The sequence below is a fragment of the Massilia sp. CCM 8734 genome (assembly GCF_011682155.1).
Taxonomy (GTDB): Bacteria; Pseudomonadota; Gammaproteobacteria; order Burkholderiales; family Burkholderiaceae_D; genus Telluria_A; species Telluria_A rubra.
Genome location: NZ_WHJI01000010.1, coordinates 81,619 through 95,228 on the forward strand (window position 1 = coordinate 81,619; position 13,610 = coordinate 95,228).

Below are 13,610 nucleotides of genomic sequence, written 5' to 3' on the forward strand. Positions count from 1 at the left end.
GCAACGACGAGCGGGCGCTTTCTGGCGTGATGAGCGGGCATGATCGCAAGACTCTCAGCCTCTCAGACCAGCAGGGAATCGGCCGGCGTGTAGTCGTACCCGAGTGCCTGGGCAATTGCCGCGTAAGTGATTTTGCCCTGGCAGACATTCAAGCCGTTTTTCAGATGGGCGTCGTCGGCCAGGGCTTTTTTCCAACCCTTTTCCGCCAGCGCCACCGCGTGGCCGATGGTCGCGTTATTCAACGCAAAGGTCGAGGTGCGCGCCACCGCGCCCGGCATGTTGGCCACGCAGTAATGCACCACGCCGTCGACGATATAGGTTGGATCGGCGTGCGTGGTCGCATGCGAGGTTTCAAAACAGCCGCCCTGGTCGATCGCCACATCGACCACCACCGCGCCGGCCTTCATTTTCGCAATCATGGCGCGCGTGACCAGTTTGGGCGCCGCAGCGCCCGGTACCAGCACGCCGCCGATCACCAGGTCGGCCGACAGCACCGCTTCCTCGATCGCATGCGCATTCGAATACTGGGTCGAAATGCGGTTGCCGAATATGAGGTCGAGCTGGCGCAGGCGGTCGATGCTTTTATCGAGCACCGTTACCCGCGCCCCGGTGCCAATGGCCATTTGCAGCGCATTGGTACCGACCACGCCGGCCCCGATAATGACCACATGGCCGGCCGCCACGCCGGGAACGCCGCCGAGCAGCAATCCCATGCCGCCTTTGGATTTTTCGAGGTGGGCGGCGCCGGCCTGGATCGCCATGCGCCCCGCCACTTCGCTCATGGGAGCGAGCAAGGGCAAACCGCCGCCGGCGCCGGTAATGGTTTCGTACGCGATGCAAATGGCGCCCGATTTGACCAGCGCCGCAGTTTGCTCCGGGTCCGGCGCCAGGTGCAGATAGGTGTACAGGATCTGGCCGTCGCGCAGCATCGCGCATTCGACCGGCTGCGGTTCCTTGACTTTGACGATCATGTCGGCGCGCGCGAAAATTTCTTTCGCGTCGTCGACCATGCTCGCACCGGCGGCCACATACTGCTCATCGGATAACCCGATCTCAGCGCCCGCATTTTTCTGAACCAGCACCTGGTGTCCGCGCGAGCTTAATTCGCGCACGCTCGGCGGCGTCAAGCCGACCCGGTATTCGTGATTCTTGATCTCTTTTGGAACGCCTACGATCATGTCATCCTCCAAGGGGTAGTTTATGTTTACATCATTAAAGACCTAAGGTCATCAAGCTTGCGTTTCCGCCAGCCGCAGTGGTATTGACGCACAGTGCGCGCTCGGCCACCATGCGCCACAGCGCAATCGGACCTTCTTCCGAGGTATCGATGACGCCGACAATCGCTCCCTGGCGGCTCGCCAGCACAGGCCACAATTCGGCCGTCAGCGACGCTTCTACCAGGGCAATCTGGAAATGGCATTCGGCCGTATCGACGCCGCTCACGAAGGTCATGCGGTCCATGACTTCCGGTGGCAAGCCTTCGGGAATGACTTCTTTTGCACGCGCCAGCACAATCGCCTGGTTGCCCGTCGCCAGGCATGCCGCCAATTGATTGAGCAACACGCCAGGCGTCGCCGCCGCACACAAAATGGCGCCGCGCGGGGCGAACGACAAGCCGTTGCGCTCGCCGGTCGGGCCGGGCAGGATCAGGCTGGCGCCGGCCAGGGTGGTGCGCATGTATTCTTCGGCCAGGGTGACGACGTGCGTGTGGCCGTGGGTGTTGGCCCAGACCAGCAAGGCGTCCAGGCCCGGCGTGCCCTGGCGCTCATGTTCCAGCAGCGGCGGTGCGGCGCGCTGCAGGCGCTTGAGGTAGAGCGGGCCGCCCGCTTTCGGACCCGTTCCGGACTGGCCTTCGCCGCCGAACGGTTGCACGCCGACCACGGCGCCAACGATATTGCGGTTCACGTAGATATTGCCGACATGCGCGCGCGCGGTAATGAAATCGATCGTTTCATCGATACGCGAATGCACGCCCAAAGTGAGGCCGAAACCGGTGGCGTTGATCGACTCGATCAGTTTTGGCAAATCGTCGCGGCGATAGCGAATGATGTGCAGCACCGGGCCAAATACTTCCTGCGTCAGTTCGGCCAGCGAGCCGATTTCGAGCACCGTCGGGGCTACAAACGTGCCCTGCGCCGCCACTGCCGCCGGCACTTCCAGCGCAAAGTGGTTTTTGGCGGTGGATTTGAGGCGCTCGATATGTTTCAGCAGGTTTTGCTGTGCTTCCACATCGATGACCGGGCCGATATCGGTGGCCAGGCGATCCGGCACGCCCACGCGCAATTCCTGCATCGCGCCCTTGAGCATCTTGATGGTTTTATCGGCGATTTCGTGTTGCAGGAACAGCACGCGCAAGGCCGAGCAGCGCTGGCCGGCGCTGTCGAACGCCGATGTCATCACGTCCTGCACCACCTGTTCCGGCAAGGCCGAGGAATCGACGATCAGCGCATTCTGGCCGCCGGTTTCGGCGATCAGGGGAATATCGCACGATTCTTTTACCGAGCGCGCCGCCAGGGTGCGGTTGATCAATTGCGCCACTTCGGTGGAGCCGGTGAAAATCACGCCTTTGACGCGCGCATCGCCAGTCAAACCGGCGCCGACGACTTCGCCGCGACCAGGCAAGAATTGCAGGGCCGCTTTGGGAATACCCGCTTCATGGAACAACTGCACCGCGCGATACGCGATCAGCGGGGTTTGTTCCGCCGGTTTTGCCAGCACCACATTACCGGCGGCAAGCGCTGCCGCCACCTGTCCGGTGAAGATCGCAAGCGGGAAATTCCACGGGCTGATACAGGTCACCGGACCGAGCGCCAGCACATGCTGCGTGCCATGCACCTGGGCCGCGTAATAGCGCAGGAAATCGACCGCTTCGCGGATTTCGGCGATCGCGTTCGGCAGCGATTTACCGGCTTCGCGAATGGCCAGCGCCATCAGTTCCGCATAGTTTTCTTCAAACAGATCGGCCACGCGCGCGAGCATCGCGGCACGCGCCGTCGGTCCGGTGGTTTGCCAATCCATGGCGTAATTGCTGGCGCTGTGCAGCGCCGTTTCCACATCGGCGGCGCTGGCGTCGCTGACTTTACCGACGACGTCAAGGTGCAGCGCCGGATTGCGGATCGACGCCGGTGCGCCGGCCACCACCGGGCCATCGATCAAGGGCGCAGCGTGGTAATTGCGCGGCTGCGCCAGTGCGGTGCCGATATCGCGCAGTACATCTTCGTTGGACAGATCGAGGCCGGCCGAATTCTTGCGTTCCGCACTAAACAAGGCAAGCGGCAAAGCGATGCCGGGATGCGGCGCACCGCCCTGCGCGCGGGATGCCTCGAACGGGTCGGCGATGAGCGATTCGATCTTCACTTTTTCATCGACGATCTGATTGACGAACGAGGAATTGGCGCCGTTTTCCAGCAGGCGGCGCACCAGGTAGGCGAGCAGTGTTTCGTGCGAGCCGACCGGCGCATAAATGCGGCACGGTTTATCCAGGTTGGCCTTGCCGACGACCTGGTCGTACAGCGTTTCGCCCATGCCGTGCAGGCACTGGAATTCATAATCCTTGATGCCGTCCTGCTGCGCCCAGGTGTAAATCACCGACAGGCTATGCGCATTATGGGTGGCAAATTGCGGGTACAGCAGGCTGCTCGCTTTTAACAGTTTTTTGGCGCAGGTCAGGTACGACACGTCGGTGTAGACCTTGCGCGTATAGACCGGATAACCGGGCATGCCATCGACTTGCGCGCGCTTGATTTCGGCATCCCAATACGCGCCTTTGACCAGGCGCACCATGAACTTGCGCCCGCTGCGCTGCGCCAGGTCGATCAGGAAATCGATCACGAACGGGCAGCGCTTCTGGTAGGCCTGCACCACGAAACCGATGCCCTCGAAACCGGCCAGGTCCGGGTCGAAGGCCATCGCTTCCATCATGTCGAGCGAAATTTCGAGGCGGTCGGCTTCTTCCGCATCGATATTGATGCCGATGTTGTATTGTTTGGCCAGCAACACCAGGCTTTTCACGCGCGGCAGCAGTTCGTTCATCATGCGCGCATGCTGGGCCCGGCTGTAACGTGGGTGCAGGGCCGACAGCTTGACCGAAATGCCCGGCCCATCCTTGATGCCGCGTCCGTTCGACGCCTTGCCGATCGCATGGATCGCCGTTTCGTACGAGGCGTAATAGTTTTTGGCATCGGCTTCGGTCAGGGCCGCTTCGCCCAGCATGTCGTAGGAATAGCGATAGCCGCGCTGTTCATTGTCGCGGCTGTTCTTGATCGCTTCGCCGATGGTCTGGCCGGTGACGAACTGGTTGCCCAGCATGCGCATCGCCAGGTCCACGCCCTTGCGGATCAACGGTTCGCCACCCTTGCCGATCAGCTTGGTCAGCGCCGAGCCGAGCCCGGTTTCGCTGCTGGTGCCGACCAGCTTGCCGGTAATGAGCAAACCCCAAGTCGCGGCGTTGACGAACAGCGAGGGCGACTCGCCCAGGTGCTTGCGCCAGTCGCCCTTGCTGATCTTGTCGGCGATCAGGCGGTCGGCGGTCTGGCTGTCGGGAATGCGCAGCAGCGCTTCAGCCAGACACATCAGTGCGACACCTTCTTCGGAAGACAGGGAGAATTCATGCATCAGCGCATCGACGCCGGACGAGCGCGTGCGTTTTTCACGCACGGCCGAGACCAGGCGGTGCGCCAGCGCGTGCGCGTCCGGATGGGCTCGATTGCCCTGCCCCAACAGCCAGTCGACGGCCTCGGCTTCATCGCGCCGGTAAGCGGCGGTGATGGCGGCGCGCAATGGCGCCTGGTCCAGCTTGATTTCAGCCTGGAGCGCTGAGAAGGGAACGAAGGGGATGGCCGAAGCAGCGGCAGTTTGCATTGAGAACTCTTTACTTGGATTAAACGAATCGGAATGACGATTCCGCGTACGGTCAACATGGCTTTCCGTTAAGGAATCGATGTTGCGGCGTGCGCGAAAAGATGATTCGATTGTAGAGTGAATTCTTCTGGATTAATTCTGGTATTACAGAAGACTAGCCATAGATAGTTTTTGGTGAGACAATTTCACCAAATAAAATTTATTGCGGAGATCTCAATGCTGGACAAGATTAGCAAGAAAATTCTGTCGGAACTACAAAGCGACGGCCGGATCAGCAACGTGGAACTTGCGGCGCGGGTGAACCTGTCGCCTGCCGCTTGCCTCGAGCGCGTGCGCAAGCTGCACGAATCGGGCTACATCATGGGCTACACGGCCCAGCTCAATCCCCAGTTGCTCGACGTTTCCTTGCTGGTTTTCATCGAGGTGGTGCTCGACCGCACCACACCCGAAGTCTTCGACGCCTTCAAGAACAGCGTCCAGCTCATCCCCGAAGTGCTCGAATGCCATATGGTGGCCGGCGGTTTCGACTACCTGGTCAAGGCCCGCGTCAAGGATATGGCCGCCTACCGCGAATTCCTAGGCAAAACCCTGCTCCAGAAAGGCGTGCGCGAAACCCATACCTACGCCGTCATGGAAGAAGTCAAAAATACCACCAAACTGCCGATCAAATAAGCACTCGGCAGAAATGTTTTTGTTTGGATACATTGTGTCTCAAATGCATTGAGCTTCCCTTGCTTATGCTGTAGCTTTATGACGATCGAATACCAAGGAACGGCTTCGTACTGAGGATGTCCTGGCGATTCGAGCGGCCAGGGGACACATGAAGCAACTTCATTCCAGGACTGGGCGGCGCGTGCTCGCCTGTTGCGGCGCGGCCGCTGGTGGCGTTCTTGTGGTTTTCCTCCTTGGCTTGGCTGCCGGCCCCGCGCTCGGACCGCTACTCGCCGCCGCGCTGGCGGGCGTGGCCAGCATTGGCCTGTTCCTCCTCCTGCAAGCGAAAGGCGATGGCGGCGATAGCGGGAAGTTCATCGCCGTGGTCGGCCATTCCATCGACGACATCATGATCGGCGCCGCCGAAACGGCGTATTTTGTCGATTCGGTCAAGAAAAAGATCGAAAAGGACGTGCAAACCGCCATCGGCATCGTTGCCAGCGCTGAAGAGGTGGCCCGCACCACCGAGCAGATTGCCGTCAACGCCGGGCGCGCCGCCACCGTGGCCGCTGAAGTGCGCAGCGAAAGCGTGGCCGGACGCGCCGAGGTGGCCGAAGGGCTCAAGCGCATCAGCAGCGCCCGCGTCGACGCCCACCAAGCCGCCGGCACCATGAGTGCGCTGCAGGAAAAGTCCAGGGCCATCACCGGTTTTACCGACGTCATCACCGAAATTTCCGCCCGTACCAATTTGCTGGCGCTCAACGCCGCCATCGAAGCGGCGCGGGCCGGCGAGCACGGGCGCGGCTTTGCCGTGGTGGCCGGCGAAGTGCGCCAGCTGGCGCATCGCACCCGCGAGGCCGCCGGCGAAATCAGCATGATGGTGCGCGCGATTAATGAGCAGGCGGCAACAGCCAGCGTCGGGATGGCCTCGCTCGCGAGCGTGGTAGGAAGCCTTGTTGGCCGCCATGCCGCAACTGGCGTACGCGGGCGCGGTCGACAGGAATGGGTATTTTCCGACCCATAACAAAAAGTTTTCGCAGCCGCTGACCGGGGATTACGCTGTCGATATCGTGAACAACCGGACCAAGCGGATTTTCAATGACCGCACCGGGTCACGTTGCGGCGCGAATACCAAGGCGTTTTTGTTGCAGACATACAAGCGCGATACGGGAGAAGTGATGCACGACCTGTCGGCCCCGATTTACGTCGATGGCAAGCACTGGGGCGGATTTCGGATCGGGTACCGGTCGGCGGCCACATAGCGCCGGACGATCCGCAGCCGCATTCACGCCGCTAAACGTTCCCTGAGGTGGTCGAGCAGCCAGCGTCCCGCCGGCCCGAGTGCGCGGTTGCGCATATGCGCCGCATACATGGTCAGTCCTTCCCGGGGTGTCGGGTCGTCGATGATCTGAAACGCATGCAGTTGCCCGGCGGCGACCGGCCCGGCGATCAGATGCGCGGGCATGCGGCACCATCCAAAGCCCGCCATCACGAAGTCCAGGCGCCGCCCCAGATCGACGAAGCGCCACAGCCTGGCGCTCGCCAGCCCGTAATTCCCCCCACCGGGGTCGACAGGATCGGACAGCACAAGTTGCACGTGCGGCTCCAGATCGGCGTGTGTTGCCGGACGTCCAAGCGCGGCCAGTGGATGTGCGGGCGCGACAACGGGCTGCATGCCGATAGTGAGCAAGGGGTAGGCGACGACGTCATCGGGAACGGCGGGAAGCAGCAGGCAGATGCCGAGCGCGGCCGAGCCGCTGCGCAAGCGCCGCAACGAGCCACCCAGCCCTTCTGTCGAGAAATTGACCGGAAGATCGGGAAAGCGTTCCCCCAGCGCGCGCAAGCTGTCGATCAAGGGCGCGCTCGGCACCAGTGGGTCGATGGCGATGACGAGTTCGGGCTCCAGGCCGGCGTGCGTACTCATCGCTATCGCCTGGAAACGGTCGGCGCTCGCCAGGACCAGGCGCGCCTGCTCGACCAGGACACGCCCGCTGTCAGTCAGGCGCGGCCGGTGACCGCTGCGATCGAACAGCAGCACGCCCTGGACTTGTTCCAGTGTCGCAATTGCCTGGCTGATGGCCGACTGCACACGCCCCAGTTTCCTGCCTGCGGCGGAGAAGCTGCCCGTGTCGGCAATCGTCACCAGCACGCGCAGCTGGTCCAGCGTAAAACTTCCGATCAAGACAGTCCTCCCTTGCGTGAGTCATCACAAATTCCGATAGAAAGTATCATATTTTGATCTCTGGTACAGGGAGATTGCTGGCTATATATTGATCGCCTGCAGCCAATTCTTTTGTAAGGAGATATTCAAATGACTCAACTTCTGGTGGTCGAAACCAGCCCTCGCGGCAATACGTCGGTCTCGCGCCATATGACGCGCCGCTTTGTGGAGGAGTGGCGGGCCGCGCATCCGGGTGGCGAGGTGCTCGAGCGCGATTTGATGGAAACGGGCTTGCCTTTTGTCACGGCACCCTGGCTGGAGGCCTATTTCACGCCCCCTGCCCAGCATTCGCCTGCGATGAAGGACAGGCTGGCGCTGTCGGACCAACTGGTGGCCGAACTGCTCGCGGCAGACCACATCGTCATTGCCACGCCGGTCTACAACTATAACGTGCCCGCCGTACTGAAGGCATGGATCGATCACATCGTGCGCAAGGGGATGACGCTCGGCTTCGACGGACGCGGCCTCGTTACCGGCAAACAGGCGACCGTGCTGATCGCTTCGGGAGGCGTGTATACCGAAGGTTCGCCCATCCGCGAGCGCGATATTGCCACGCAATACCTGCGCCTCATCCTCGGTGTGATCGGCATTGCCGATATCACTTTCGTGGCCGGCGGCGGCGCCAAGGCGGTGGATCTGGGCGAGGAAACGATGGAGGGATTCGTTGCCGGATTGGCGCCCGAGCTCCAACGCGCCGCAGCGCGGAACAACACCGGCATAGGAGGGGCGGGCGCGGCTTAGAGCGCCTGACAAAACCTCTCGACGTACCTCCAGCAGATGAGTGAGCAGGCAAGCTGATCTACCAGTCAATGGTGTTTGCAGCCGAGCTCGCCGCAATCAGTCGGGTTTTGGCCAGTATGCCCGCCACCAGCCGGTGCCGACACGCTGGCTGCGTCAATGCAGGCTCGATCCCGCATGATCTGGTCATATTCTCGGAGCCGCTGCAGGACCGCCTCGTGAACGCTGTGCCAAACACCCGCTTGCATCGATTCGTGAAGGCGACGCCGGCACGTCATGCCGCTCCCGCACCCGAGCTCACGCGGCAGGTACTGCACGCTTAGTCTCAATGAATGGAAGCGTCAATCCAACATGATGAGACTGGCTCCGACTGCGGTTACCGTTCCAAGTCTGGCTGCAGGATCTGTTCGAGCCATTCGATGAAAATGCGAACGCGGCGCGACAGGTTCTGGCGATGTGCCACCACGACCGATACCGGCAACGGCGCCGGCCGCAAACCCGGCAGCACCTCGATCAGTTCGCCGTTGGCAAGATAGGGTTTCAGGCTGGTCAGCCCGGCCTGAATCAGTCCGAGGCCGGCCAGTCCCGCACCGTGATAAGCCTGGACGTTGTTGACGCTAACCGCGCCGGGCAGCGCGAGCGTGGCAAAGCCGTCGCCGTCCGGGTATTCCCAGCCGAATGGCCGGGTGCCCAGGGTCGGCGTGTAGTGCACCATGCGATGTCCCTGCGCGAGCAGCTCGTGCAGGGTGCGAGGTATTCCACGCTGCTCAAGATAAGCCGGACTCGCGGCGTTTACCATCGGAAGGTTCCCGAAGGGGCGTGCCACCAGCGTTTCGTCGACGATGGGGCCAACTCGCAGCACGCAATCGATCCCTTCCTGGACCAGCTCGACGCGCCGGTCAGTGCTGGATATCTCCAGCTCGATGTCCGGATAGCGTGCCAGGAAAGTCGGCAAGGCGGGCATGACCGTGGTACGGGCTAATTCGGTGGGCAAGTCGATGCGCAGACGGCCGCTCAGCGGTGCGTCGCGTCCGCTGAACATTGAACCCAGATCCTCGGCATCCGCGAGCAAAGCGCGTGCACGCGTGTAGAAGTTGCGCCCGTCTTCGCTCAATTGCACCGTCCGGGTCGAACGGTGTAACAGGCGCACGCCCAATTGCGCCTCCAGCTGGCGGACCACGTTCGACGCCCGGCCTTTCTGAATGCCTATGCTCTCAGCGGCGTGGGTGAAGCTGCTCATTTCTGCGATGCGAACAAAAATCTCCAACGCCTCAAGGTTTTGTATTGTCATATGTTTTGATAACAATGGGTTTCCATAGGAGCACTTTATAGAAAAAGTCGCAGCGGGCATAGTGAACGCTTGGGGCCACCAAGTGGGACCCCCTACACTTTTCGAGGCGATGATGCGCTACAAACAATTGGGTAACACAGGGCTGTTCGTGTCCGAGCTGTGCCTCGGCACAATGACCTTCGGTCCTCCGGGGCAGGCAGGCCTGTATCACGATATCGCCGGAATGGATCAAGCGACGGCCGACAACATCGTGCAGCGCTGTCTGGACGCAGGTGTCAATGTCTTCGATACCGCCGATGTCTATACCCACGGCCATGCCGAGCGCATGCTGGGCCAGGCTTTGAAAAATCTTGGCGTGGCACGCAAAGATGTCGTTATCGCGACCAAAGTATTCAATCCGTCGGGCTCCGGACCGAACGACCGCGGCGCATCGCGCGGACACATCATGGACGCGATCGTGGCCAGCCTGGAGCGCCTGCAGACAGAGTACATCGACCTCTACCAAGTGCATGCCAACGATCCGGTGACCCCCCTTGAAGAAACGCTGCGCGCGTTCGATGACCTGATGTCGCGTGGGCTCGTGCGTCATGCGGGCGTCTCGAACTGGTCAGCCTGGCGCATCGCCAAGGCGAATGGCATTGCCGAGCGACGAGGGTACGGACGCTTCGAAACCGTGCAAGCCTATTATTCGATCGCAGGCCGCGATATCGAGCGTGAACTGGCGCCGATGCTGAGCGAAGAGAAGATGGGGCTGCTGGCTTGGTCGCCGCTGGCAGGCGGCCTGCTGTCCGGTAAATTTGGTCCCGATTCAATCAATCAGGGTCGGCGCGCGACTTTCAATTTTCCTCCTGTCGATAACGACAAAGCCTGGGCCTGCGTAGCGGCAATGCGCACCATCGCCGAGAAGCATTCGGCGAACGTGGCAAGCGTCGCCCTCGCCTACGTCATGGCGAAGCCCTTCGTCACTTCCGTCGTCATGGGTGCAAGGCGTCTGGATCAGCTTGAACAGAATCTGCGCGCCGTGAATCTTGAGCTCGACGCCGATGATCTCTCCCAACTCGACAGCGTCAGCAAGCTCACGCCGGAATATCCGGGCTGGATGCTCGAGCGGACTGCACCGACGCGCATGCCCGCCGGCGTACAGGTCAAGCCTGGCGTGGATGCGTCCACGGAACGTCAAACGGCATCATCATGAGCACTTCTTCGAAGAAGAAGTTTATCTTGAAAACCGTCTCCTGGCGTGGATTGTTGAAGTGGGTTTTGATCGCGTTCTTCGTGTGCGCCGGGCTGCTCAATGTTTTCGCCACTGCCCCGCTGCTCGCGCAATATCGGCGATGGGGATACCCCGGGTGGATGCATGACGCCACTGGTTTGCTCGAACTGTCCAGCGCCTTTTTCCAGGCACGAAGGATGACTCATACAGCGGGAATCGCGCTGGGAGGCGCCGTCATGGCGGCCGCTGCCCTCACTCTGGTGATCCAACAGGAATGGCTGCATGCCCTTTTCCCGATGCTGGTCTTTCTCGCCCTGATTACTTCACGCATTACCCATCAACCTTGAAAGTCTTATCATGAGCATGCATTCCCAAAAATCAAAAGGCGTTGTCATTTTCCATTCAGGCTATGGCCATACCAAACGGGTGGCCGAGGCCGTGGCAGAGGGCGCTCAAGCAAGCCTGCTTCAGATTGACGCCGACGGCAATCTGTCCGACCAGGCGTGGGCGGAAATAGAAGTCGCGCAATACATCATACTCGGGTCGCCAACCTACATGGGCGGGCCGAGCTGGCAATTCAAGAAATTTGCCGATGCATCGTCAAAGCCATGGTTTGCCGATTTGTGGAAGGACAAGGTCTTCGGCGGATTTACCAACAGCGCAAGCATCAATGGTGACAAGCTGGCGACGCTCCAGTATTTCACGCTGCTGGCCGCGCAGCATCGCGGGATCTGGGTGGGCATGGGCATGAAATCATCCAACACCAAGGCATCCCAGCGCGACGATATCAATCGCATGGGCTCGTTCCTCGGTCCGATGGCGCAGACGCCTGCTGATGCCGCGCCGGAAGAGATGTCGTTCGGCGACCTCGAAACCGCGCGCATGTACGGAAGACGCGTCGCCGAGATTGCGGACAGGCTGTTCACAGCCAGTCTTGAAGCCGGCTCGCTCGATAACTGACGTGTTTTTCAAATAGTGGAGTCAGGAGCTTGACGTTCGCTCTGGCCGGTTGCAGTACTCGAGTTTGCAATAGCAAGCGGCACGCGGCGCATGGACGAACACCTCTTTCATTTGCTGCTTAGTTCGCCCAGCCCAGCCGCGGATGTCTGCTTCTGGCCCGAAAGCGGCCGGTTGCAGTGACTCACTGTACGCTGTTGTTGCTCCCAGGACAAGTGACCGGTTTTGTCAGGCACTCTTAGTCGCTGTTCGTCACCGCCCGCAAGGTCGTTGTATTCATCCCTTCCAGATGCTTGCGCAGCCATTTGTGCGCCGGGCTGCGGGCGTCGCGTTCGTGCCAGAGCATGTCCAGGTGCACCGCCGGCAAGCTGAACGGCAGCTCGCGCCACACCAGCGCATCGGTCATCCCGGTCGAGGCAATCAAATGCTTCGGCAGCACGGTGATCAAATCCGAATTGGCCACCACTCGCCCCGCCGTGAAAAACTGGTTCACGGTCAGCAAAATGCGCCGCTCGCGGCCCAACTGCGCCAGCGCCTCGTCCACCAGGCCATGCGCGCGGCCGGAAAAACTCACCAGCAAGTGATTCGCCGCGCAATAGTTCTCCATCCCCAGCTCGACCTTGGCCAGCGGATGGTTCTTGCGCATCACGCAGACATAATGGCCCGAATACAAGCGCTCATGGCGGATCGGCGAACTGGTGTCGCTCGACAACTGCGCCGCCACCCCGGGGAAAAAACCCACCGCCAGGTCGATATCGCCGCGCAGCAGCATCGGGCGCGGTTCGCGCGTCGTCAGCGGCACCATGCGCACGTTCACGCCCGGCGCTTCGCTCTCGATCGAACGCATCAGCGAAGGCAGCCAGAACGCCGCCGTGGCGTCCGCCATGGCCATGCGGAAGGTGGCGTGCGCCTTGGACACATCGAACGTTTCCGGCGTCACCGCCGCTTCCAGCCCGGCCAAAGCCTGGCGCACCGCCGGCCACAGCAACTCGGCGCGCGGGGTCGGCTTGACGCCGTAGGCCGTGCGGATAAGCAATTCATCGCCCAGACTCTCGCGCAAGCGCTTGATCGCGTTCGAGACCGCCGGCTGGGTCATGGCCAGGTGCCCGGCCGCGCGCGTCAGGTTTTGCTCGGTCATCACCGCGTCGAACACGCGCAGCAGGTTCAAATCCAGGGTCAAAAAGCTCATGATGATCGAAAAGAGTTAGCGATTAGCTATCATACCGCAATCCATTCACCATTGATATAATCGGTATTGGATATTGGAATTGGATTTATATGTTGCGTTGCACTATAGTTGACTCATAACAACTGATCCTGCGATTTCCATATCATGTCTACTCTGCTTCACACCACGGGCGCTGCTGCCTTTTCGCTGATGCCGCTGGTGCAAGGCGTGGCCCTGGTCCTGGCGATCGCCGCCGTCGCCCTGTTTTTCAAGCCTTTGCTGGTCGGTATCTTCCGCGCGCTGGTGCTGGTGGTGAAACCGCGCCTGAGCAAGGACCAGCTCGCGGCACGCCGGAATATGCGCAACGCCAAATTGCTGCAACGGATGACCAACTCTTCAAGCGGCAACGCCAGCCTCACCGCCGAACTGCGCGCGATGGCGGCCCGGTCCTGATGGTCCCGGCCGCGCGAGCGGCAGGCAAAAAAAAGGCGGCGCCCGGTCAATACCGGCG

Annotated in this window: 11 protein-coding genes and 2 pseudogenes; 7 read left to right on the plus strand and 6 right to left on the minus strand. The window is 61.1% G+C overall.

Annotated elements, in window-relative coordinates:
* Positions 1 to 62 precede the first annotated feature (62 nt).
* Positions 63 to 1,178, minus strand: coding sequence for an alanine dehydrogenase (ald, locus tag F2P46_RS11625; protein WP_166889140.1), 1,116 nt, complete (start codon positions 1,176 to 1,178; stop codon positions 63 to 65).
* 34 nt (positions 1,179 to 1,212) lie between these two features.
* Positions 1,213 to 4,983, minus strand: a complete 3,771-nt coding sequence (gene putA, locus F2P46_RS11630) for a trifunctional transcriptional regulator/proline dehydrogenase/L-glutamate gamma-semialdehyde dehydrogenase (protein ID WP_368737910.1) — start codon at positions 4,981 to 4,983, stop codon at positions 1,213 to 1,215.
* 93 nt (positions 4,984 to 5,076) lie between these two features.
* Here putA and F2P46_RS11635 point away from each other — a divergent pair, with 93 nt between their 5' ends.
* Both F2P46_RS11635 and F2P46_RS11640 read left to right on the plus strand, forming a co-directional pair.
* A complete protein-coding gene (locus F2P46_RS11635; RefSeq protein WP_126073517.1) occupies positions 5,077 to 5,532 on the plus strand; it encodes an Lrp/AsnC ligand binding domain-containing protein in 456 nt (151 codons plus the stop codon).
* A 148-nt stretch (positions 5,533 to 5,680) separates the two neighbouring features.
* Positions 5,681 to 6,773, plus strand: a pseudogene (locus F2P46_RS11640) (methyl-accepting chemotaxis protein).
* 23 nt (positions 6,774 to 6,796) lie between these two features.
* Here the strand turns inward: F2P46_RS11640 and F2P46_RS11645 are convergent.
* A complete protein-coding gene (locus tag F2P46_RS11645; RefSeq protein ID WP_166889147.1) occupies positions 6,797 to 7,693 on the minus strand; it encodes a LysR family transcriptional regulator in 897 nt (298 codons plus the stop codon).
* A gap of 129 nt (positions 7,694 to 7,822) precedes the next feature.
* On the opposite strand from F2P46_RS11645, the gene F2P46_RS11650 reads away from it, so the two are divergent.
* Positions 7,823 to 8,473: an NAD(P)H-dependent oxidoreductase gene (locus F2P46_RS11650; RefSeq protein ID WP_166889150.1), complete on the plus strand. Its 651-nt coding sequence runs from the start codon at positions 7,823 to 7,825 to the stop codon at positions 8,471 to 8,473.
* A 68-nt stretch (positions 8,474 to 8,541) separates the two neighbouring features.
* Here F2P46_RS11650 and F2P46_RS37620 read toward each other — a convergent pair.
* Both F2P46_RS37620 and F2P46_RS11655 read right to left on the minus strand, forming a co-directional pair.
* Positions 8,542 to 8,778, minus strand: a pseudogene (locus F2P46_RS37620) (IS5/IS1182 family transposase); the annotation flags it as partial.
* A 68-nt stretch (positions 8,779 to 8,846) separates the two neighbouring features.
* A complete protein-coding gene (locus F2P46_RS11655) occupies positions 8,847 to 9,755 on the minus strand; it encodes a LysR family transcriptional regulator (protein WP_166889433.1) in 909 nt (302 codons plus the stop codon).
* A gap of 118 nt (positions 9,756 to 9,873) precedes the next feature.
* Between F2P46_RS11655 and F2P46_RS11660 the strand changes: the two genes are divergently transcribed.
* From F2P46_RS11660 to F2P46_RS11670, 3 genes are read left to right on the plus strand one after another with little or no spacing between them, the layout of a single operon-like run.
* Positions 9,874 to 10,956 (plus strand): aldo/keto reductase, encoded by a 1,083-nt coding sequence (locus F2P46_RS11660; RefSeq protein WP_166889153.1) that lies wholly within the window; start codon positions 9,874 to 9,876, stop codon positions 10,954 to 10,956.
* Positions 10,953 to 11,321, plus strand: coding sequence for a DoxX family protein (locus F2P46_RS11665; protein ID WP_166889156.1), 369 nt, complete (start codon positions 10,953 to 10,955; stop codon positions 11,319 to 11,321). Before F2P46_RS11660 ends, F2P46_RS11665 begins: the two co-directional genes overlap by 4 nt.
* Before the next feature lie 10 nt (positions 11,322 to 11,331).
* Entirely contained in the window at positions 11,332 to 11,934 is a 603-nt protein-coding gene (locus F2P46_RS11670) for a flavodoxin family protein (protein ID WP_166889159.1), read from the plus strand.
* 235 nt (positions 11,935 to 12,169) lie between these two features.
* Here the strand turns inward: F2P46_RS11670 and F2P46_RS11675 are convergent, their stop codons facing one another.
* Entirely contained in the window at positions 12,170 to 13,120 is a 951-nt protein-coding gene (locus F2P46_RS11675; RefSeq protein WP_166889162.1) for a LysR family transcriptional regulator, read from the minus strand.
* A gap of 144 nt (positions 13,121 to 13,264) precedes the next feature.
* Here F2P46_RS11675 and F2P46_RS11680 point away from each other — a divergent pair, with 144 nt between their 5' ends.
* Positions 13,265 to 13,552 carry a hypothetical protein gene (locus F2P46_RS11680; protein ID WP_166889165.1) on the plus strand — a complete coding sequence of 96 codons (288 nt, stop codon included), beginning with the start codon at positions 13,265 to 13,267 and terminating at the stop codon, positions 13,550 to 13,552.
* The last annotated feature ends 58 nt before the right edge of the window (positions 13,553 to 13,610 follow it).